Here is a 21,872-nt window from a genome sequence, read left to right on the forward strand (position 1 = left end):
GGCTCTCTTCAATCCTCCTCGGTTCGGCGCCTGTCAGTCCTCGCGCTCGAGAGCGAACGCCTCGAGGCCGTTTTATCGGCCGGATTCCTCCATCGAACGTTCGCCGAAACCACGGAACCGATGTGTCGTGTGCGAGCCGTCTACCGCTCGAGTACTTCCACCAGGTTCCCTTCCGGATCGCGCAGAAAGAGGATCGAGGTACCGCTCTCGGTGGTCCGGGGTTCGCTCAGCGTCTCCACCTCGGCGGGCAGGGACGCGAAGAACGCCTCGAGGTCGGCCACCTGGAAACCGACGTGGGTCGCTCCCGACTGATTCAGCTCGGGTTTCGACTTGGCCGTTCCCGTCGGCGCGTACTCGACGAGTTCGAGGCGAACGTCACCAGTCTCGAGGTGGACGAACCTGCCTGCGGCGTCGGGGACGTCCACGGCCTCAGCGAACGCTTCTCCCGAAACGGAGAATCGATCGAGCACGTCGAACCCGAGGACGTCTCGGTAGAAGGGAAGGACGGATTCGAGGTCAGAGACGGTGATCCCGACGTGATGTGCGCGTGGCGTCGTCATCGCCTCGACTTCGTGGGGGCGGCGTCAAAAGCGCGTCGACCGCCTCGCGGATCACGACCGCCAGTACGCCGCCGTCAGCAACACCAGTACGGGGAAGATCTCGAGACGACCGATCCACATGTAGAGGATCATCAGGAGCCGCGAGGTGACCGGGAACTCGCCGTAGCCGCCCATTGGACCGATGATTCCGAACCCGGGGCCGATGTTGCCCAGGGTGGCGATCGAGGCCGTGACCAGTTCGATGCTCTCGAGTTCAAGGCCGACGCGGGCGGCGTCGGCGGCCAACAGCAGAACTCCGAGGAAGAACAGGCAAAAGTACAGCAACGTGAACGCGTAGATGCCCCGAATCGCCTCCTCGTCGAGGGTTTTTCCGTTCATGCGAACCGGACGGACGGCCTCGGGGTGGACGGTCGTAAACAGTTCCCGCCGCAGGGATTTGAGGATGACGAGCCACCGGAGTACTTTGATTCCCCCGCCGGTCGACCCGGTGCTCCCCCCGATGAACATTGCAAAGAGCATCACGGCCTTCGCAGTGCCGCCCCACTGGTCGAAGTCGACGTTCGCAAAGCCGGTCGAGTTGGTCAGCGAGGCAATCTGGAAGGTCGCGTACCGCAACGAGGGCTCGAGGCGACCGCCGATCTGGCCGACCTCGTCGGTGCTCACGGTGGCGTCGAAGAAGAGGACGGCCGTGAGCACGACCGAGAGCGTGGTGACGGCCCCGAGGTAGAGTCGGAACTCGTTGTCCCGGAACAGGGCTCGCGTGTCCCCCGAGACGAGGTGCCACCAGAGGACGAAGTTGACCCCGGCGATGAACATGAACGGCACGATGAGCCACTGGACGGCTGGCGAGAACGCCTCGATGCTCCTGGCTTCGGGCGAAAACCCGCCGGTCGGCATCGTCGAGAGACCGTGAGCGATCGAGTTGTACAGATCCATCTCCGGTGCAAATCCAGCGAGGTGAAGGCCGTACAGCAGCGTCATCAGAAGGAGGGTGAAGCCGATGTAGGCGAACCAGAGCACCCGCGCCGTCTCCGCAATGTGTGGTGTCAGTTTCGACACGCCGGGCCCTGGGCTCTCGGCTTCCATCAACTGCGCGCCACCGACGGACATCTGGGAGAGGATCGCCACCGCGAGGACGATGATCCCCATCCCGCCGACCCACTGGGTGAGCTGGCGCCACAACAACATCGCCCTCGAGTGGGTGTCGAAGGAGATGTCGCCCATCACCGTCGCGCCGGTCGTCGTGAAGCCGCTCATGCTCTCGAAGAGGGCGTTCGTCGGATGGGCAACGGTTCCGTTCCCGGCGAGAAGGTAGGGAAGCGCGCCGAAGATTGCGGCGAAAAGCCACGTCAGCGCGACGACCATGAACGCCTCTCGAGCGCCGGGGTCCGGATCCGTGTCGAGTTGTCGGAGCACGAGGCCGAACCCGACGGTGACGCTCATCGAGATGACGAACACCCAGAGATCCTCGCCGCCGTATGCGAGCGCCGTCACGATCGGGAGGACGAAAGCGAGCGAGAGAAATGCGAGTATCGTCCCGACGAGGCTCAGCCCGGCCCGCCAGTCGACGCGGAGATGGGAGTCGACGTGGAGATGGGAGTTCATCAGATCGCCTCGAGCACCTGATCTAGAACCGTCGCATCGACGAACAGCACGATGTGATCGCCGGACCTGAGCGTCGTGTCTCCACGCGGGGTCACGAGGTTGCCGCCGCGGGAGATGGCGCCGATGACGACGCCCTCGGGGAGGTCGGCGACCGAGTCCATGATTGTTCGTTCGGCCAGGGCGCTGTCGGCACCGACCTCGATCTCGATGACCTCGGCGCGGTCGTGCTCGAGCATGGCCACCTTCTCTGCACGGTTCGATCGCGTGAAGCGGACGATCTCTTCGGCGGTCTCCTCGCGGGGGTTGATCGCCACGTCGACGCCCACGGTCTCGAACAGTTCGGCGTACTCGAGGTTCTCGATGACGGCGACGGTGCGGTCGACGCCGAGCCGTCGAGCGAGCAGGGAGACGAGCAGGTTGCGCTCGTCACTGCCGAGGGCGGAGACGACGATGTCAGCCTCGTCTATGTGCTCCCGCTCGAGGAACTCGGTGTCGGTGGCGTCGCTCTGCATGACGAGCGTGTTCGGGAGAGCTTCGGCGACCTCGCGGGCGCGGTCGGGATCTCGCTCGATGAGACGGGGTTCGTAGCCGTGTTCTTCGAATTCACGGGCGGTCTGGTAGCCGATCTCGCTGGCGCCAACGATGACGACCTCCTCCTGTTCGGTTTCCGGGAGACAGACGAGGTCGTCGGCGAAGGTCGAGACGGAGTCGGGACTCCCGATGACGACGACCCGGTCGTTCGGTTCGATCACCGTCTCTCCGCGAGCGACGATCATGTCCCCGTTTCTGAAGATTCCCGCGAACGTCAACGAGTCGTACCGGTCGGCGTCCTGGACGCTCTGGTTGGCGATCGGGCTCTCGGGGCTGATCTCGAACTCGGCCATCCGCACGAGGCCGCCGGCGAACATGTCGACGTCCTGAGCGCCGGGGAGGCCGGAGATGCGGAAGATCGCCTGGGCCGTGAGCAGGTCGGTACAGACCATGAAGTCGACGCCGAAAGCGCCCTCCGACCCCTCCCACGTCTCGAGCAGCGTCCGTCGTCGCACGCGGGCGATGGTGAACGCGTCGGTCAGCGTCTTGGCCGCGCCGCAGATGACGAGGTTCACCTCGTCGTCGTCCGTACAGGCGATGACGAGGCCGGCTTCCTCGACGTTCGCCTCGTGAAGCGTCGTGATCTCGGTCCCGTCGCCCTCGATGGCGAGCACGTCGAGCGAGTAGGTGAGGTCCTCGACGATGTCAGAATCCTGATCGACAATCACGACGTCGTGGGTCTCCTCGAGATTTTTGGCGATCGATCGACCGACTTCGCCGGCACCGACGATGACTACGTGCACGATGCCACCCGTGAAGGCTCGTTCATTGAGGTGGTGTTTTGTTGGTACCGAAATAGACGTTACGACGTAGTACGACAGGCTGACTGACTGGTTAGTATGCACGAGCCCACAATCTGGACGTCGCTGACGACGCCGAGAGAGCGAAGCCCTGATATCACCCGTGTGAATACGTGGTGGTAGCAGCCGTATTCTTCCAACTAATGTTCATACTCGCTCACCCATCTTCCGACCGTACCGACGGACGAACGCCACGAAATTACCACGGAACGCCGCGCTCGAGCCACACTCTCGCCCGCGACGAGGTCCCTCGAGGTGACCCGACGTGAGCGGCGATGAGGAACTCGCGAAGGACCTCGGGCCCCTCGCGGCGCTGACGATTGGGATCGGGACGATGATCGGGGCGGGTATCTTCGTCCTGCCGGGGACCGCCGTCTTCCGGGCGGGACCGTTCGCCGCGGCAACCTTCGTCCTCGGCGGGGTGATCGCCCTGTTTACGGCGCTCTCCGCCTCGGAACTGGGGACGGCGATGCCGAAATCCGGCGGGGCGTACTTCTACGTCAACCGGGCGCTCGGCCCGCTGTTCGGCTCGATCACCGGATGGGCCAACTGGATCGGCCTCGCGTTCGCCTCCGCCTTCTACATGTACGGCCTCGGCGAGTACGTCAACGACCTGGTCGGCCTCGGCGCGCTCGCACTCGGGCCGCTGACACTCGGCCCCGCCCAGATGATCGGCCTGGTGGGGGCGCTCTTCTTCATCGCCGTCAACTACATCGGCGCGAAGGAGACCGGGACGCTTCAGATCGTCATCGTGCTCTTACTCGTGGGGATTCTGGCGCTGTTCTCGGTCGTCGGTCTGCTCAATGCTGACCTGAACTCACTCGCCGGATCCGCGCAGCCGGGTATGGCCGCTGAAATCCTTCCCGTCACGGGGATCATCTTCGTCTCCTACCTCGGCTTCGTCCAGATTACCTCCGTCGCCGAGGAGATCAAGGACCCCGGCCGCAACCTGCCGCGCGCGGTGATCGGGTCAGTGGTCATCGTCACGACCATCTACGCGTTCTTCCTCGTGGTCCTGCTCGCGGCCGTGCCGAACGAACTCGTCGCCCAGAACAATACAGCCGTCGTCGACGCCGCCCGCCTTCTGTTCGGGAAGTACGACCTCCTCGGCTACAGCCTCGGCGCCTTTGGCGCTGGCCTCCTGCTCTTCGGCGGACTGCTCGCGACGGCCTCCTCGGCGAACGCTTCGATCCTGTCGTCCTCGCGGATCAACTTCGCGATGGGACGGGAGAAGATCGTCACCCCGAAACTCAACGAGATCCACCCCCGCTTCGGAACGCCGTACAAGTCCATCGCCGTCACGGGCGGGCTGATCCTCTTCTTCCTGATCGTGGGCGACCTCGCGTTGCTCTCGACGGCCGGATCGGTCCTGCACCTGATCGTCTACGGGCTGTTGAACATCGCGTTGATCGTCATGCGCGAGGCCGAACCCGAGGGTTACGACCCGGACTTCGAGGTGCCGCTGTATCCCATCGTCCCGATCATCGGGACGCTCTCCTCGTTCGCCCTCATCGTCTACATCGAACCCCGCGTGATCTATCTCTCGCTGGGGCTGGTCGCCTTCGCGGCGCTGTGGTATCTCTTCTACGCCCGACGGCACGTCGAAGCGGCTGGCGTCCTCGACGCCTGGATCCTCGACCGCTCGGAACAGCTCCCGGACGTCGCCGTCTCCGCCGCGACCTCCGTCGCTCCCGAACAGAGCGATTACCGGGTCATGGTGCCGCTGGCCAACCCCGAACACGAGAAGGACCTGATCTCCCTTGGATCGGCCGTCGCCAACCACCACGACGGTACCGTCGTCGCCGTCAACATCGTCGACGTCCCGAGACAGACCGCTCTCGAGGCCGCGCGCGAACAGAAAGCACACGAGACCGCCCACGACTTGCTCGAGCAAGCCCAGGCCGACGCCCAGACCTACGGTGCTGATATCGAGACGCACATCGTCCTCTCGCACGACCCGTTCGAGGAGATTTTCGGGGCGGCGAAACGCTACGGTGCCGACGTGACGGTGATGGGCTGGGGTCCCGAATCCCACGGTGCCCCGGGCCGGGCCGAAACCACCATCGACGAACTCGCTCACTCGCTCCCGTGTGACTTCCTCGTCTTCCGCGACCGCGGGTTCGATCCGTCCCGCGTCCTGCTCCCGACCGCTGGAGGTCCCGATTCCGACCTTGCCGCTGCCGTGGCGAAGACCCTCCAGTCGCAGTACGACGCCGACGTCACGCTGTTGCACGTCACCGATCACGGCGATCGCGAGCGCGGCGAGGCGTTCCTCGCGTCCTGGGCAGCCGACCACGACCTCGAGGACGCGAGGCTCCGCGTCGAGACCGGCGACGTGCAGTCGCGGATCGCGGAGGCGGCCGAGGGCGCGACCTTGCTCCTGATCGGTGCCACCGAGAAGGGCGTCCTCTCGCGCCTCGTTCGCGGGTCGCTCGTGCTCGACGTTCTGGACGAGGTCGATTGCTCCGTGCTGCTCGCAGAGAAACGCCACACGCGGAGCCTTCGCGATCGGCTCTTCGGCAGCGGAGCCGGCGACAGCGACCTCGAGGAGGACGACACGGGCGTCGAACCCGAGCCGACGACGCCCGACGTCGACGAGAGTAATACCGAAACCACCTCTCAGTAAACGGCGGCGAACAGAGTCACTATCGATTCGCCAATACCTCGTCCCAAGATTCAGGATTCGAAAATACAAGCGAGGGTTTTATCATGTATCGATAAATACCCTCGAATATGATACCATCGGATAGTCGCTGTACACTGCTCTGGAAGAACGCTCTCGAATCCACCGGAGGCGGCTTCGGATGAGCGAGGGGCCGTTTCGGCGCGTTCTGGTGCCGATTGCGAACGAAGAGGACGCCCGAGTAACGGGCAAGGCCGTCGCCGGTCGGTTCGACGACGCCACCCTGATCCCGATCTACGTCGTCGAAAAAGCTGGCGGTGCTCCCGACGCTGCAGGCGTCGAACAGCGAGAGGAGTTCGCCGAAACCCTCTTCAAGATCTTCGAGGCGGTCATCGACGATCCCACGCTCGCTGTCGAACCCACCCTCGGATACGGGCCCGACGTCGCGGCGACGATTCTCGAGGTCGCCGACGACGAACGCGCCGACGCGATCGTCTTCGTCCCGCGCAGCGAGAGTCGGTGGCGACAGCTGCTAACGGGGGACGTTGCACGAAAATTGATCAATCGAACCGATCGACCGGTCCTGATCCTTCCGGGTGACCGAGATGAGTGACGAGGAACTCGCCAAGGACCTCGGCTTGATTCCCGCAATGACCATCGGCATCGGGACGATGATCGGGGCGGGCATCTTCGTCCTTCCCGGTGAGGCCGCCCAGGGAACCGGCCCGATCGTGGTCATTTCGTTTCTCGTCGGCGGGGTCATCGCCATGGTCAACGCCCTGTCGGTCTCGGAACTCGGAACGGCGATGCCGAAAGCCGGCGGTGCCTACTACTACGTCAACCGCGCGCTCGGCCCCTTGTTCGGCTCGATATCTGGACTGGGCGATTGGCTCGGGCTCGCGTTCGCCTCGGCCTTTTACACCATCGGATTCGGCCGCTACCTGGGCGAACTCCTCGAGTTACCCTCGATCCTGTTTCTCAGTAACGTGCAGGTAGGGGCGATCCTCGCCGGGGCGGCCTTCGTCGGCGTCAACTACATCGGCGCGAAGGAGACCGGCGGCGTCCAGACGATCATCGTCACCATTTTACTCGTGATCCTGGGAATCTTCGCGGTCGCAGGCTGGTTCGCCTTCGACTGGGCGACGGTCTCCGGAAGCGGCGGCTATACGCCGTTCGGAACCGCTGAACTCCTGCCGGCGACCGGCCTCGTCTTCGTCTCCTTCCTGGGTTACGCCAAGATCGCCACCGTCGGCGAGGAGATGAAGAACCCGGGACGGAATCTCCCAATCGCCATCGTCGGCAGCGTCGCCATCGTCACGGTACTGTACGGCATTCTCGTGACGATCATGCTCGGCGTCGTCCCGTGGCCGGATCTCGACCTCGAGGCGCCAGTCGCCCAGGCGACCGAAGTGGCGTTTCCCGGCAACTTCGCAGGTGCGGCCGCGGTGATCATGGCCCTCGGTGCGCTGCTGGCGACGGCTTCGTCGGCCAACGCCTCGATTCTGGCGTCGGCCCGGATCAACTTCGCGATGGGTCGGGACAAGATCGTCAACGACTGGCTCAACGAAATCCATCCGCGATTCGCGACACCCTACCGATCGATCGTCGTTACCGGCGGGCTGATCATCGTCTTCATCGTCGTCATGGGCGGAGACGTCAAGGTGCTCTCGGAAGCGGCGAGCGTCCTCCACCTGATCGTCTACGCCCTGATGAACGCCGCGCTGATCGTCTTCCGCGAAACCGACCACCCCGACTACGATCCAGACTTCACGGTTCCGCTGTACCCGATCGTACCGATTCTCGGATTCGTCCTGTCGCTGGGACTCATCTACTTCATGGACCTCACCTCCCAGATCCTGGCAGTGGTGTTCGTCGCCGGCGCCATTCTCTGGTACGTTCTCTACGCACGCTACCGCACGCCAATCCAGGGCGTTCTCGGCGAGTACGTCCGCGACCGGTCCGAAGAAATGCCCGACATCGCGGTTTCAGCCGCCGAGGCTGCCTCCCCCGACGCGACCGCCCCCTACAACGTGATGGTCCCCGTCTCGAACCCCCGGACCGAGGACGAACTGGTCGCCCTCGGCTGTACGATGGCCGACCAGAACGACGGCGTCGTTCACGCCGTTCACGTCGTCGAGGTCCCCGACCAGACGTCCCTCGAGTACGTGGCCAATCAGCTCGAGACGGTCGACGGCGAGTCGAGTCGGCTCCTCAAGAACGCCCGGAGGGTCGCCGCGGAGTACGACGTCGAGATCGAAACCCACACCGTGGTCTCTCACCGATCGCTCGAGGAGGTCGTCGACTCCGCTAAACGGCTGAACGCCGACACGGTCGTCATGGGCTGGAGCCCGAACCGACCGTGGACCAGCGGGCGGACCAGCGCCGGCCTCGAGGACCTCACGATGAACCTCCCCTGTGACTTCCTGGTGTTCAAAGACCGCGGGTTCGACCCCTCACGCGTGCTCGTGCCGACGGCTGGCGGGCCGGATTCGGACCTCAGCGCCGAGGCTGCCAAGGCGCTTCGAGACGTCCACGGCGCCGACGTGTCGATCTTGCACGTCGTCGACGAGGACACCGACCGGGCGAAAGGAACGGCGTTCCTCGGCACCTGGGCCGACGACCACGGGCTCGGCAACGCGACCCTCCTCGTAGAAACAGACGGCAACGTCGAGGGAGCCATCGAGCGCGCCGCGAACGATCACACGATGGTGGTCCTCGGCGCGACCAGAAAGGGGCTACTCTCCCGGCTCGTGGGCGGCTCGCTCGTGTTCGACGTCGTCGATGAGGTCGACTGTTCGGTCCTGCTCGCGGAGCGTCCGGCCAAACGGTCGCTCCGCGAACGGCTCTTCGGCCGTCCAGGAGGCGAAGCGTCGACAGAAACAGAAGAAGAAGCCGAGACAAGAACGAAATCCGGCTCCTGATCAGCGGTCGACGATCTTCTCGAGCCTCGCTCGGTGATGTGCTCGAGTCTCGCGACACAGAACGGGCCGGTCTCACGGTCTGACACCCGCGGGAACAGTCGCGGAACGACGCGTTTGCAGGTACGACTCCTGATTAGTCCAACGTGTCCAACCTGGCTCACCTGGCCCGATTGACGCCTCTTTCGCCCCCACGAAACGGTCGCTTCCCTCAGTGCGAACGGCGCAATCGGATGCTCTCGAAGCGGTGATCCGAAACCTTCGACCGCAAGCAGTCAGGAAAAAGCACTTGAAGTAGAACAACGCGTATGAGAAACGGAACGAACACATCTCACTCGCCCGCCGATAGCGGCCTCGAGCGCGGCCGAACGTACACGCACGCACGGCAGGGGCGCGTCGAAGTTACGGGTCTCTGGCAGGGAACCCGGTGGGTCGACGCGGTGGACCAGCCAAACGAGGGGGAAATGGTCGTCGTCCGCTACTTACCCCCCGACGGAGAGAGTTGGAGGGACGAACGCTCCGCGCTCCTGAACAATTTTCTCGCGGCGCTCGAGTGAGCCCGTGGCCTTCGATGCTGCACTCTCGACGCCGCACTCTCGACGCTTTCCCCTCGAAACCGAACGCTCGACGCCCTGCCCCTGACACCGTACCCCCAACGTCACGATCGAATCCCGCTGAAACCCACCCGTATCGGACGACGAAACCCAGTATCGTTATCACCGTCGCTGACACAGGTCGAGTCGTTCGATGAGGATCCGAGTCGACTGGCGCTCGAGCTGTAGCGTGACGGGGACCGTTCTCTTCTGGCTCGCTGTCCCACTAGCCGCGCCGCTCGCGCTCGCGGCCCTCGACGGCGACGAGACGATTCCGTTCGTCGTCGCCATCGCCTGCACCGTCGCCGTCGGCACGCTGCTCGAGCGCCTGACCGACGAGCGCGACCTCGGTCAGCGCGAGGCGTTCCTGATGGTCGCGCTGACGTGGTTCGGAGTCGCGCTGATCGGCGCGATTCCGTTCGTCCTGCTGGGATTGGGTGCTGACCCCGCCTCCGCCTTTTCTGGCCGACTCGAGGGACCGGTCAACGCGATGTTCGAGAGCATGAGCGGCCTGACCACGACGGGCGCGACGGTGATGAGCGGCTGGGACTTCACGAACCAGCCGCGCTCGATCCTGCTCTGGCGACAGATCCAGCAGTGGCTCGGCGGGTTGGGCATTCTGATCGTCGCCATCGGCCTGCTCTCGAACCTGATGGTCGGGGGTGCACAGCTGATGGAGACCGAGACCCAGACCCAGACGGTCACGAAGCTCACCCCGGAAATCGAGAGCACGGCACGGCTCATCTGGGGACTCTACGTCGGGCTGACGGTTGCGGCGGCGGCGATTTTCTACGCGTTTCATCTCCTCGGTCTGGCGCCGGAGATGGACCTCTTCAACGCGATTTCTCACGCGCTGACGAGCGTCTCGACGGCTGGCTTCTCGCCCGAACCGGATAGCATCGGGGCGTTCACGCCGATCGTGCAGTGGACGATGATCCCGATCATGATCGTCGGCGCGACGAACTTCGTGTTGCTCTACGCGGTCGCCCGCGGGTCGTACACACGGCCGCTCGAGTCCGAGGAGTTTCGCTTCTACATCGGCGTCATCGCCGTCTTCGGAGCGCTCGTCTCGCTCCTTATCGGCCTCGCCGGGGACACAGTAGGCGTCGAGGCGACGCTCAGACACGGCCTGTTCAACGTCGTCTCGATGGTGACGACGACGGGGTACGCCTCGGTAAACTTCGACCTCTGGAATCCCGGCGCGAAACACATCCTCTTTCTGGGGATGTTCGTCGGCGGCATGGCCGGCAGTACGACCTGCTCGATCAAGTCCCTGCGCTGGCTCGTGATCCTGAAAGGATTGGCTCGCAACCTCTTTCTCTCCATCCACCCGCGAGCGGTCAGACCCGTCCGACTCGGCGATACCGTCGTCGACGAGGACACGATCAACGACATCTTCGCCTACGTGATGCTCGCGATCATCATTTTCTTCCTGTTGACCATCTTCATCGTTGTCGACGCGGCGCGCGACGGGATCACCGTCTCGGAATTCGAGGCCCTCGGCGCGGCCGCCTCCATCTTCCTCAACATCGGGCCCGCGTTCGGCCTGGCTGGTCCGTTCGAAAACTACGCCGGTTTTCCGCTGTTCACGCGCTTCGTCATGATCTTCATGATGTGGATAGGTCGCATCGAGATTATCCCCGTTCTCGTCCTCTTACTCCCGGCGTACTGGCGCTCGTAGACTCGAGGGCGAGCGCCCGAGGTATCTTGCCCCTCGAGGACGAATCGAGCCTATGGTTCGACTCGCACTCATCGCCCACGACGAGAAGAAGGACGACCTCATCGCCTTCGCTCGCGAGTACGAGGACGTGCTCGCCGACTACGACCTCATCGCGACGGGAACGACCGGCAAACGCCTCCTCGAGGCGACCGACCTCGAGATCGAACGGAAGGAGTCGGGACCGCTCGGCGGCGACCTGATGATCGGCAGCGAGGTGGCCCAGGACCTTCTCGACGGGATCGTCTTCCTGCGCGATCCGCTCACGGCCCAACCGCACGAACCCGACATCTCGGCACTCTTGCGGATCTGTGACGTCCACGACACCGCCCTGGCGACGAATCTCGCGAGTGCCCGATACCTGCTCGAGGGAATCGACGACGTATCATAAGTTACTGTACTATTTCACTAATATGTCGACAAACATATACTCATACTCTCGATTTTATCGCCCCTCCGCTTCGACGATACAAGGGTCGACCATATAGCCGTTATAGAGCTAATTACGGCAGAATCTGAACTTCATCGACCTTGTACGCTGGCCGTACGGGATCCCCGACGTCGAAGACTGCTGCTGGCCTTTTTCAGAAGTATACGCCGTCAAAGCCGATTCCTCTCGATCGACGTCACCGGCGCCAATTTCCGTTCTCGATACAGAAATACCATACTTTGGTCAATTATTTAATTCCGATAAATGACCAATCCAGGCCGAACGCGCCGTATTACGTTAGTAACTGACACACTATTACATAGCTATGCTCGTAATCTATACTAATTCATCACGCTTTCAGCGCGAACGCCCGGTCGGCTAGTCGCGAACTGGCGGACGGGCCACCGGCCAGCGAGAACGGACTCACTCGAGGGGTGTTCCATCGACGAACAATCGACAGCCAGCGTCCCGTTCGCCGGCGTACCCCTCGTAGTACTCAATCAGCTGGAAGAGGACGCCCGTGGGATTCGCCGGGGAGACGAACGCCTCGCCCCAAGTCTCGAACTCGTTGTAGTCGATGACCGACACCTCGGCCGCCTCCAGTGCCTCGACTGCGGCCTCGAGATCGGCCACCTCGAGGGTGACGTGGTGGAGGCCGGGGCCGTGTTCCTTGAGGTAGTCGGTCAGGAAGGACTCCGACCCCGGTCGCGGGGCGATGAGTTCGAGTCGGGAGGCGCCGCCGAGCACGTAGGTCGCCCAGGTGAATGACCCGTACTTGCTCGGCTCCTCGTGAATCTTCTCACAGCCGAGGGCGAACAGGAGCGGTTCGGCCTCCGGAATGGATTCGACGGCGATTCCGGTGTGATCGACGCGCATCGGCGGCAGGTCGTCCCCGTCCATACGTCGGAACGTCTCTCGAGAACGATAATCGTTTGGGATGTCGCCGTCGCGCTCCCTGCGGCGTCGAGTCCGGATCCCAAGCCGGGCCACCGTCTTCCGGGCGGGGCTCTCACTCGAGTCGTCTTCGCCGCGCTGGGAGCCGTGCGACGCAACTGAGACCCCCCTCCGAGCACGCCCTGAGGCGTGCCGTTACAGCAACCTATAACACGCTTCCGTCCGTCGGTTTTCGTGCATGAGCTACACGGGTCCAATGGACCTCTACATCGACGGCGAATGGGCCGACGGCGAAGACAGCGGGCAGATCGAGACGGTCGACCCCGCGAACGAGACGACCTACGCGACGGTCGCGGCGGCTGGCGAAGCAGACGTCGACGCCGCCGTGTCGGCGGCCGACGCCGCGCTCGAGCGCGGAAGCGAGTGGGCTTCGCTCGACCCCGCCGAGCGGGCGGCGTACTTGCAGGCATTCGCGGACCAGCTCGAGGACTGGAAGGACGAAATCGCGCTCGTCGAATCCCACGACAACGGCAAGACGCAGTTCGAGGCGACCCTCGAGGTCGGGATGGTCATCGACACGTTCCGGTACTACGCCGGCTGGGCGGACAAGCTCGCGGGCGATCAGATTCCCGTCCCCGGTGACCGCCTCGATTACACCATCCGAGAGCCCGTCGGCGTGACGGGCCACATCGTCCCGTGGAACTACCCGTTCCAGCTAGCGGGACGCAGTCTCGCCCCGGCACTCGCCTGTGGCAACACCGCCGTGGTCAAGCCCTCGAGCCAGACGCCCCTCTCCGCGCTGTACTACGCGAAGGCCGCCGAAGAAGTCGGGCTTCCCGACGGCGTGCTCAACGTCGTTCCCGGCCGTGGAAGCGTCGCCGGGGCGGCGCTGGCCGAACACGAGGGCGTCGACCACGTGGCCTTCACTGGCAGCACGGAAATCGGCAAGCGCGTGATGGGCCAGGCCGCCGACAGCGTCACCGGTGTTACGCTCGAACTCGGCGGGAAAGGACCAAACATTATCTTCCCCGACGCGGACCTCGAGGCCGCATCGAAGGGCGTCCACTACGGCATCTTCATGAACGCTGGGCAGATGTGCTGGGCTGGCTCCCGACTCGTCGTCCACGAGGACGTCCACGACGAGGTCGTCGAGAGCGTCGTCGCCGGCGCCGAGAACACGCCGCTCGGGAACGGCATCGACGACGACGCGCGAATGGGCCCGCTCGTCAGCGAGAGTCACCGTGACGAGGTCGCCGACTACGTCGAAACCGGCCTCGAGGAGGGCGCGACCGTCGCGACCGGCGGCGAGGTCCCTGACCGGGAGGGCTACTTCCTCGAGCCGACCGTGTTGACTGACGTGACCAACGACATGACCGTTGCCCGCGAGGAGATTTTCGGACCAGTGCTCTCGGTCATCGAGGTTGAGAGCGAGGAGGAGGCGCTCGAGGTCGCCAACGACTCGCCCTACGGCCTGCTCGCCGGCGTCTGGACAAACGACCTCTCGCGGGCCCACCGCTTCGCCCGCGACCTCGAGTACGGGATGGTGAGCGTCAACGAGTATCCCGTCACCTTCCCACAGACGCCGTTCGGCGGGGTCAAAGAGAGCGGCGAGGGCCGCGAGCAGGGCGCCGAAGCCATCGGCGAGTACACGCAGGCGAAGAACGTGAACATCAACTTCGAGTAGCAGGGCGAACGGCCGCGGTCGTCGCCCGGCGCCGATTCAGTCGGTTTGGTGCTATCCGAATCAGCGGTGGTCGTACACCCGCTTGACCTTCCCAACCTCGGTTCGTTCGATCGAGCCGTACTCCACGAGGTCTAGCGTGTCGGGAGTCAACGAGAGCGTGCTCGAGATCGCCTCGAGCAACCGTTCTCGGAGCGCTTCTTCGTCCCCATCGAACCCACGCTCGAGTTCCACCGTCAACTCGAGTCGGTCGAGCGCGCCCTCGCGATACAGGTCGATCCGGTACTGGGGCGCCATGGCGTCGAACTCGAGGATCACGGCCTCGAGTTGGCTGGGATAGAGGTTGACGCCACGGACGATTAGCAGGTCGTCGGCGCGGCCGGTGACGCCGTCCATTCGGATCGTGGTTCGACCGCAGTCACAGGGCGCTTCGATCAGGGTGGTCATGTCGCCGGTCCGGTATCGAAGCACGGGCAGGGCCTCCTTCGTGAGCGAGGTGAGCACGAGTTCGCCCTCCTCGCCAGGCGGCAATGGGTCGCCGGAGTCGGGATCGACCACCTCGGGGTAGAAGTGGTCGGTCTGGATGTGCAGCCCGTCCTGGGCGTGAGCGCACTCGACGGCGACGCCGGGCCCAATCAGCTCCGAGAGGCCGTAGTTCTCGATCCCCGTGACGCCGAGCCGGTCCTCGATGGCCTCTCGCATCGGCTCGGTGCAGGGCTCGGCGCCGTAGAGGACGACCGACAGCGGGAGTTCCCGCGGATCGATACCCATCTCCTCGGCCCGTTCCGCGAAGTACAGCGCGTAGGAGGGCGTACAACAGAGCGCGTCGCTCTCGAGGTCCGCGGCGAGTTCGACCTGGCGCTGGGTGTTGCCGCTGCTCGCCGGAATCACCGTCGCCCCGAGCGACTCCGCTCCGGCGTGAAAGCCGAGGCCGCCGGTGAAGAGCCCGTAGCCGTAGGCGTTCTGGACCGTATCGCCTGCGTCTAGGTTGGCGGCCCACATCGCTCGTTCCATCACCTCGTTCCAGAGCTCGAGGTCGCCCGCGGTGTAGGCGACGATCTTCGGCTTTCCGGTGGTCCCCGAGGAGGCGTGGATGCGGACGACGTCTTCGTCGTCGACGGCGAACAGGCCGTCGGGGTAGGTGTCTCGAAAGTCGGCTTTCGTCGTGAACGGCAGTTTGGTGACGTCCTCGAGCGTCTCGATGTCGTCGGCCGTGACGCCAGCTGCTGTGAGCCGCTCCTCGTAAAATGGGACGTTTTCGCAAACGCGTTCGACGGTCTCACGGAGCCGCTTTGTCTGCTGTTCCCGGCGTTCCTCCCGCGGGAGCCGTTCGTCGGATGCGACCATGCTGTCTCGAGGGGACGAAGGGGAGGCCTATAGTTCTTGGCGCCCCGGGGGGTCGCCGCACGCGGGTGGTTTGTGCGTCGGCGAGCGTTACGATTCCCGCGCGACCCGCTACTCTGCCGCTCTGCGACTCCATCACTCGAGTCCTCGTCGCTCAGTCGACCGTCTCCGTTACTCGAACTTCTCGAACGGCTGCTGGCACTCGTTGCAGTAGTGCATCGAGCGACACAGCGACGGGCCTTTCGGATGCTCGCGGACGGTGTCCGTCGACTCGCAGTACGGACACTCCGCTCCCGACGCCTCGCCGCTCGTCATCACGGATGGATCTGTCTCGCGCATATTAGACGCTCAACCCGAACTCTCGCAGGTCGGATCGGCCCTGTTCGGTCACCATCTCGATGGTCCAGCCGGGACTCCAGACGAGGCGGAGGTCGACCGACTCGACGCCGTCGACGTCCGCGACGGTCTCTCGGATCTCGTCCTGGAGCATGTCCCGTGCGGGACAGCCAGAGTACGTCAGCGTCATGTCGACGGTCGCGTGGCCGTCCTCGACTACGAGCCCGTAGATCAGGCCGAGGTCGACGATGCTGACCGGCATCTCGGGATCCTCGACCCCGTAGAGGGCGTCCCAGACGGCGGCTTCGACGCCCGTCGCGCCCTCGCCGGTCGCCGGGAGGTCCTCGACGGCCTCGCCGGATCGGTAGTCGGTGTACGAACACGGGGTCGCCTCGTTCTCAGCGTCCAGGTCCGGGTCGAACCCGGTTTCGAGGCCGTCGTCGGTTCCGTCGACTCCCTCGGTCGGTGGGTCGGCCTCGAGCGTGGCATCGGCGTCAACGTCGACATCGGATGGTGTGTTACGGTTCATTGTGGTTGGTAGCAGTGGGTACGGGACGGGTGCCTGGAGGCGTTACTCCGGTTTCTCCATGATCTTCGTCGCCCCCGAGCGACCCAGTTCGCGGTAGGTGCTGGTGAACTCCTCGCGGAGGTCCGCCCAGACGTCGGTGTGGTCGCCGTCGCGTCCGCGCGGAACGTCCGGGTCGAGGTCGAGGACATCGTCTTCGCCGATCGGCACGTCGAGTCCCAGTCCCTCGAGGAACGGCACGACCTCGCTCGCCCAGTCGGTGGCCAGCTCCTCGAGCGTGGCGTCGCGGAAGCCGGCCTCCTCGATTGTCGCCTCGGTTTCGTCGTCGACGGGGGCGAACAGGGTCAGTGCGTACGGGAACAGCCGGTCGACGGCCTGCTGGAGGCGTTCTCGGCCGCCGTCGTCTGCGTCGTCGTCAGCAAGCCGTTCCATCCAGTTCTGGGCGTGTTCCAGGTGGTAGCGCTCCTCGGCCTGAATCTTGCCGACGCGGTCGGCGAGTTTCGGGTACGCCGAGTCCTCGAGCGCCTCGAGGCGGCGCTTCTCCGCCACGTCGTAGAGGTAGTGACGGACGATGGCGTCGGCCCAGTCGCCCCCGGGGAACGGCCGTTCGACGAGGGTGCTGTGGCGCCAGGCGTCAGCCTCGCGCTCGTAGATGAGTTCGTGCTCCTCGTAGCCCAGGTCCTCGAGCACGTCGTACCAGAGGCGGGCGTGGCCCAGTTCGTCCTGGGCGTTGTTCGACAGCGCGAGGTCGGACTCGAGGGTTGGCGAGCGGACCTGCCACTCGGTGTAGCGCTCGGCGAGGACGAACTCGTCGTCCGCCAACCGGAGCAACAGCGCCTCGAGCGCGTCTCGTTCGTCGGCCGAGAGGTCGTCGGTCGTGACGGGTTCAGCACTCGCCATCAGTCGTCACCCTGCGCTTTCGAGCGCTGTCGTTCGGCGGCTTCCTGTTCCTTGTCCGATTCGATGACCTCGGCGGCGTGATCGACGTCGGACTTGTAGGTCGGCCCCCAGCGGTAGCTCTTGTCGGTCGTGCCGCCGAAGGAGGTCTCGTCGGCGTCGATTTCCGCGACCTCTTCCTTCGGGACGACCCAGAGGCTGTTGGTCGCCTTGCGCCGTCCGTGCTGGATGGCTGCAAACTGCCTGGCCATCTCGCGGTCGGGCGCGTGGACGTTGCCACAGTGGGTGTGGTATCCACCTTGCTCTTCCTGTCGGAATACTTCCCAGATCATGGTCAGTCAGCCGCCTGTGGTTTCGGGCTGCCGGTCGGTCGGTTCTCCCACTCGAGGCTATCGCGGACCCACTGGACGGCGTCCTGGGCCTGCTTACGGCCGTTGATCTGGCCGAGACCGGGCTCGTAGTCGTTCTTCGCGATCTGGAAGAACTCGTCCCAGTCCAGGTCGTCCTCGACGACCTCGTAGCCGTTGTCGGTTTCGCGGATACGTGGCTCGTCGGGAATTTCGAGCCCGTAGCGCTCGGCCTTCGGGATGTACTCCCGGAGGAACATCGAGCGCAGGTCGTCATTGGACTGCGCTTTGAGCCCCACCGCGGCGGAGAAGTCGTGGTGGGTGCTCTTGTCGTTGGTCGGCCCGAAGAACTGGATGATCCGGGGCCACCAGGTCTCGAAGGCCTCCTGGGTCATCTCCTGTTCTTTCTTCGAGCCGGTCATCAGCTCCGCGAGGATGCTCTCGCCGTGTTTGACGTGGAACCCCTCCTCGAAGCACACCTTGTCCATGGCGTGGGCGTAGGGCTCCCAGCTGGTGCGTCGCAGCGTCGCCTGGCGGCGCATCGCAGCGCCGTCGACGAAGAAGGCGATCATCGGCGTCTCGACCCAGCTGTCCATCGGGTAGTGGAAGCAGTTGAGGAACTTCCCCTTCCCGTTGGCCAGGTCGTCGAGCATCTCCTCGCGCGTCTTCACGCCCAGCGACTCCGCCGCACGGTAGAGCAACTGCCCGTGGCCGATCTCGTCCTGCACCTTCGCCGAGAAGGCCAGTTTGCGGTCGATACTCGGTGCCTGTCGAATGAACGGCCGCTCGAGGTATGCCCCCATGATCTCGCTGTTGGCGTGGAACTCGATCATCCGGGTGGCAGCCTCCCGGTACTCGAGGGGCATGTCGTCCGCGGGGCTAAACTCCCGCGGCCCGGCCCGTTCTTTGACGGTGTCGATGTCCATCGTTCATTATACTACACGTCGTTTCGACCCTTAGCAGTTGACCGCCACATGACGGGGTTTTAAATACTCTCGCGCGTATTTTTCTGCATGATCGAGGAGTGTCTCGCCGTCGAATTCCGGGTGCAGCACGACGATTGCCCGCTCGCCGAGGCGACGAAGTCGGTCGACCTCGAGGTCCACGCCCAGGCGCCACAGCTGCGGGCCGACGGCTACGATCTGCTGCAGTTTAGCTCGCCGCGAAACGACCACTTCGTCGAGACGCTCGACGCCGACGACCGCATCCGCTACCTCCACGTCACCGAGGTCGACGGGCGGTACCGATTCCGGTGTCTCTCGAAGCAGCCCTGCGTGGTCCACGACCTGATCAACGGCGGCCTGATCGTCGAGACGCTCCGCTACCGCAACGGTGCCGCCACGGTCTTCGGGGCCGTCGTCGGTCGGGACGTGCTCAAGAACGTGATGGAGACCGCGGGCGACACCGTCGGCGTGCGCCTCGAGCGCGTCTATCCCATGGAGTCGGAGGCCCAGGAGGCGCCGAGCCAGCAGTGGGACCTGACGCCCGCCCAGGAGGAGTGTCTCCGGGTGGCCATGGAGCTGGGATACTTCGAGATCCCGCGGGGGACGAGTTCGGAGGCGGTGGCGACGGAACTGGGGATCAGCAAGTCGGCGTTCCTCGAGCGGCTGCGCCGGGCGGAAGAGGCGCTGTTTCGACAGATTTTCGCGTGAGGTGGTTCGTCGCTCGTTGTGCTCGTCGTCAGAGTCGTGTTCGGCACCTCGAGGCGGGTCTCGAGACACGCTTCGACGAGGACCGGTTTTAGATCGACTCGATCGATCACCCGAGAATGTACACGCGACCGCGGAACGTCGCAATCCGATCGCCGGCCTCGTCGGTAACGATTACCTCGTACTCCGCGGTGCGACCGGTGACGTGGGTCTCCTCCGCTGTCGCCGTCAGGACGTCGCCCACGTCCACCGCCTCGAGGTAGGAGATGTTCGTCTCGAGGGCCACGGCGGTATCCCCGTGCGAGTTAGAGGCGGCCGCGAACGCCGCGTCGGCCAGTGAGTAGACCGCCCCGCCGTGGGGCGTCCCGTGGAAGTTCGTCAGGTCCTCGGTGACCTCGAGTTCGGTCCGGGCGAGGCCGGGTTCGAAGTCGACGAGGTCGATGCCGAGGGTGGCACAGTAGGGATCGCTCTCGATGTGCTCGCGCAGCGCGTCGGTGTCTGCCATACCCACAGCCAGTGTGGTCGGGTGGCAAGAAACTACTGGTGGGGGCAACCGAACGTCGGGAGGGACGTCGGCTCGAGCGATACGGGAGACGAGGCACGGATCGACCGGTGATCGATCACGAGAACCACAGACACGACGAAGGTCGGCCACGAACACGGCGACAAATACGACGAAAGCCCTCTCGGCGCGAGCGTCGTTCGCCCTTTCAGTCCGCCAGGACGGACGCCAGCTATTCCCCGAGTCGCACGGCCCGCTATCGCGGGCACGTGCTTCCGGCCACCGTACGTTCTGGTCCATGGCCGCATTGCCGGACTGGCGCGACTCCCTCTCGACTAGCTCCCCGGTTCGGGCTGGTCGCTCGAGTCTTCAGTCACTCTCTGGTTAAAACTATAGATTCTATACCTAATACTATAGACTCTATACCAATGCTCGTGAATCGACGCTCGAGAACACGTTGAGAACCGGTCTTCGAAATCGCGCTCCGTTCACCGAGAACTGGCTTCAGCGGTGGTCGTAGACGCGCTTGACCTTCCCGACTTCCGTCCGCTCGATGCCACCGGGCTCCTCGATCGTGAGGGTATCGGGGGTGAACGAGAGTACGTTCTGGAGGCGGGTGAGTACCCGGTCGCGCAGTTCCTCGCGGTCGCCCTCGAAGTCGTGCTCGCACTCGATGGTGATCTCGAGGGTGTCCAGGTTGTTCACTCTGTCCAGGTCGATCCGGTAGTGAGGCGCCACCTCGTCGAACTCGAGGACGACGTCCTCGACCTCGCTCGGGTAGAAGTTGACCCCACGGATGATCACGAGGTCGTCGGAGCGACCGGTGACGTTGTCCATGCGGATCGTGGTGCGTCCGCACTCACACTCCCCGCTCGAGAGCGTCGTCAGGTCGCCGGTCCGATACCGGAGGACGGGAAGGGCCTCCTTCGAGAGCGTCGTGAGGACGAGTTCGCCCTCTTCTCCTTCCGGCAGGGGTTCGCCGGTCTCGGGATCGACGACCTCGGGGTAGAACCGGTCCTCGTGGATGTGCAGTCCCTCCTGGGCCTCCACGCACTCGATGGAGACGCCGGGACCGACGATTTCGGAGAGGCCGTAAATGTCGATTCCCTTGACGCCGAGGCGTTCCTCGATGGCCTCGCGCATCGGGTCCGTGCAGGGTTCGGCACCGAAGATGACCACCCGCAGCGGGAGGTCCTTGAGGTCGACGCCCATGTCTGCCGCGGTCTCGGCGAGGTACAGCGCGTACGACGGGGTGCAGGCGATGGCGTCGCTCCCGAGGTCCTGGAGCATCTCGACCTGGCGCTGGGTGTTGCCGCCGCCGATCGGAATTACGGTCGCGCCCAGTTCCTCGACGCCGTAGTGGAGCCCGAGACCGCCTGTGAAGAGCCCGTAGCCATAGGCGTTCTGAACCGTATCGCCCGCGCCGAGGCCGGCGGCCTCGAGACACCGGGCGACGGCGTCGCTCCAGACGTCTACGTCGTTTTGTGTGTAGGAGACGATCTTCGGCTTTCCGGTGGTTCCCGAGGAGGCGTGGATCCGGACGATGTCCTCGTTGTCGACGGCGAACAGGCCGTCGGGGTACTCGTCGCGGAAGTCCTCCTTCGTCGTGAAGGGGAGTTTCGTGATGTCGTCGACCGTCTCGATGTCGTCGGGGGTGAGTCCGGCGTCCTCGAGCGCGTTCCGGTAGAAGTCGACGTTCTCGTAGGCGTTTCGCACCGTTTCCTGTAAGCGTTCGTTCTGGCACTCCCGGAGTTCGTTCCGCGGAGCGGTCTCTATTGCCTGGTAGGCCATCTCATCTCCCTCTCTGGAGTGGGGCACCAAAAATTATGTGGTAGGCACAAACCACCCACGGCGTCGGG

At 64.4% G+C, this 21,872-nt stretch carries 20 protein-coding genes; 8 read left to right on the plus strand and 12 right to left on the minus strand.

Annotated features, from left to right (window positions below):
- Positions 1–140: 140 nt before the first annotated feature.
- The 3 genes from AC6I65_RS06120 to trkA are packed head-to-tail and all read right to left on the minus strand — an operon-like array spanning position 141 to position 3,499.
- Positions 141–560 (minus strand): VOC family protein, encoded by a 420-nt coding sequence (locus tag AC6I65_RS06120; RefSeq protein ID WP_497901055.1) that lies wholly within the window; start codon positions 558–560, stop codon positions 141–143.
- A 51-nt stretch (positions 561–611) separates the two neighbouring features.
- On the minus strand, positions 612–2,165 hold the full coding sequence (locus AC6I65_RS06125; protein WP_497901056.1) for a TrkH family potassium uptake protein: 1,554 nt from the start codon (positions 2,163–2,165) through the stop codon (positions 612–614).
- Positions 2,165–3,499, minus strand: a complete 1,335-nt coding sequence (trkA, locus tag AC6I65_RS06130; RefSeq protein WP_497901057.1) for a Trk system potassium transporter TrkA — start codon at positions 3,497–3,499, stop codon at positions 2,165–2,167. Before trkA ends, AC6I65_RS06125 begins: the two co-directional genes overlap by 1 nt.
- Before the next feature lie 322 nt (positions 3,500–3,821).
- On the opposite strand from trkA, the gene AC6I65_RS06135 reads away from it, so the two are divergent.
- The 6 genes from AC6I65_RS06135 to AC6I65_RS06160 all read left to right on the plus strand — a co-directional run bounded on the left by AC6I65_RS06135 (position 3,822) and on the right by AC6I65_RS06160 (position 11,798).
- A complete protein-coding gene (locus tag AC6I65_RS06135) occupies positions 3,822–6,182 on the plus strand; it encodes an amino acid permease (RefSeq protein WP_497901058.1) in 2,361 nt (786 codons plus the stop codon).
- A gap of 178 nt (positions 6,183–6,360) precedes the next feature.
- Positions 6,361–6,792: a universal stress protein gene (locus AC6I65_RS06140; protein ID WP_497901059.1), complete on the plus strand. Its 432-nt coding sequence runs from the start codon at positions 6,361–6,363 to the stop codon at positions 6,790–6,792.
- Entirely contained in the window at positions 6,785–9,100 is a 2,316-nt protein-coding gene (locus AC6I65_RS06145; RefSeq protein WP_497901060.1) for an amino acid permease, read from the plus strand. Before AC6I65_RS06140 ends, AC6I65_RS06145 begins: the two co-directional genes overlap by 8 nt.
- Positions 9,101–9,405: 305 nt before the next feature.
- Positions 9,406–9,654 (plus strand): hypothetical protein, encoded by a 249-nt coding sequence (locus AC6I65_RS06150; RefSeq protein WP_497901061.1) that lies wholly within the window; start codon positions 9,406–9,408, stop codon positions 9,652–9,654.
- A gap of 190 nt (positions 9,655–9,844) precedes the next feature.
- A complete protein-coding gene (locus tag AC6I65_RS06155; RefSeq protein ID WP_497901062.1) occupies positions 9,845–11,371 on the plus strand; it encodes a TrkH family potassium uptake protein in 1,527 nt (508 codons plus the stop codon).
- Positions 11,372–11,423: 52 nt separating this feature from the next.
- Positions 11,424–11,798, plus strand: a complete 375-nt coding sequence (locus AC6I65_RS06160) for a methylglyoxal synthase (RefSeq protein ID WP_497901063.1) — start codon at positions 11,424–11,426, stop codon at positions 11,796–11,798.
- Between the two features lie 462 nt (positions 11,799–12,260).
- Here the strand turns inward: AC6I65_RS06160 and AC6I65_RS06165 are convergent, their stop codons facing one another.
- Complete coding sequence (locus AC6I65_RS06165; RefSeq protein ID WP_497901064.1) at positions 12,261–12,737, minus strand: VOC family protein; 477 nt, start codon at positions 12,735–12,737, stop codon at positions 12,261–12,263.
- Between the two features lie 232 nt (positions 12,738–12,969).
- On the opposite strand from AC6I65_RS06165, the gene AC6I65_RS06170 reads away from it, so the two are divergent.
- On the plus strand, positions 12,970–14,415 hold the full coding sequence (locus AC6I65_RS06170) for an aldehyde dehydrogenase family protein (protein WP_497901065.1): 1,446 nt from the start codon (positions 12,970–12,972) through the stop codon (positions 14,413–14,415).
- A gap of 60 nt (positions 14,416–14,475) precedes the next feature.
- Here AC6I65_RS06170 and paaK (AC6I65_RS06175) read toward each other — a convergent pair whose 3' ends face one another.
- From paaK (AC6I65_RS06175) to paaA, 6 genes are all read right to left on the minus strand, one after another.
- Complete coding sequence (paaK, locus tag AC6I65_RS06175; protein ID WP_497901066.1) at positions 14,476–15,759, minus strand: phenylacetate--CoA ligase PaaK; 1,284 nt, start codon at positions 15,757–15,759, stop codon at positions 14,476–14,478.
- Between the two features lie 168 nt (positions 15,760–15,927).
- Positions 15,928–16,095 carry a 1,2-phenylacetyl-CoA epoxidase subunit PaaE gene (gene paaE, locus AC6I65_RS06180; RefSeq protein WP_305882370.1) on the minus strand — a complete coding sequence of 56 codons (168 nt, stop codon included), beginning with the start codon at positions 16,093–16,095 and terminating at the stop codon, positions 15,928–15,930.
- Position 16,096: 1 nt separating this feature from the next.
- Positions 16,097–16,501, minus strand: coding sequence for a 1,2-phenylacetyl-CoA epoxidase subunit PaaD (gene paaD, locus AC6I65_RS06185; protein ID WP_497903168.1), 405 nt, complete (start codon positions 16,499–16,501; stop codon positions 16,097–16,099).
- Positions 16,502–16,663: 162 nt separating this feature from the next.
- Positions 16,664–17,518 (minus strand): 1,2-phenylacetyl-CoA epoxidase subunit PaaC, encoded by an 855-nt coding sequence (paaC, locus tag AC6I65_RS06190; protein WP_497901067.1) that lies wholly within the window; start codon positions 17,516–17,518, stop codon positions 16,664–16,666.
- On the minus strand, positions 17,518–17,847 hold the full coding sequence (gene paaB, locus AC6I65_RS06195; protein WP_253434174.1) for a 1,2-phenylacetyl-CoA epoxidase subunit PaaB: 330 nt from the start codon (positions 17,845–17,847) through the stop codon (positions 17,518–17,520). Before paaB ends, paaC begins: the two co-directional genes overlap by 1 nt.
- A gap of 2 nt (positions 17,848–17,849) precedes the next feature.
- Positions 17,850–18,788 carry a 1,2-phenylacetyl-CoA epoxidase subunit PaaA gene (gene paaA, locus AC6I65_RS06200; RefSeq protein WP_497901068.1) on the minus strand — a complete coding sequence of 313 codons (939 nt, stop codon included), beginning with the start codon at positions 18,786–18,788 and terminating at the stop codon, positions 17,850–17,852.
- 87 nt (positions 18,789–18,875) lie between these two features.
- On the opposite strand from paaA, the gene AC6I65_RS06205 reads away from it, so the two are divergent.
- Positions 18,876–19,514, plus strand: coding sequence for a helix-turn-helix domain-containing protein (locus AC6I65_RS06205; RefSeq protein WP_497901069.1), 639 nt, complete (start codon positions 18,876–18,878; stop codon positions 19,512–19,514).
- Positions 19,515–19,620: 106 nt separating this feature from the next.
- Here AC6I65_RS06205 and paaI read toward each other — a convergent pair whose 3' ends face one another.
- The gene (gene paaI / locus AC6I65_RS06210) at positions 19,621–20,016 is read right to left on the minus strand and encodes a hydroxyphenylacetyl-CoA thioesterase PaaI (RefSeq protein ID WP_497901070.1); all 396 of its coding nucleotides are present in this window, start codon (positions 20,014–20,016) and stop codon (positions 19,621–19,623) included.
- Positions 20,017–20,517: 501 nt separating this feature from the next.
- On the minus strand, positions 20,518–21,804 hold the full coding sequence (gene paaK, locus AC6I65_RS06215; protein ID WP_497901071.1) for a phenylacetate--CoA ligase PaaK: 1,287 nt from the start codon (positions 21,802–21,804) through the stop codon (positions 20,518–20,520).
- Positions 21,805–21,872: the final 68 nt, after the last annotated feature.

It is taken from the genome of Natronosalvus sp. KLKA75, assembly GCF_059736265.1.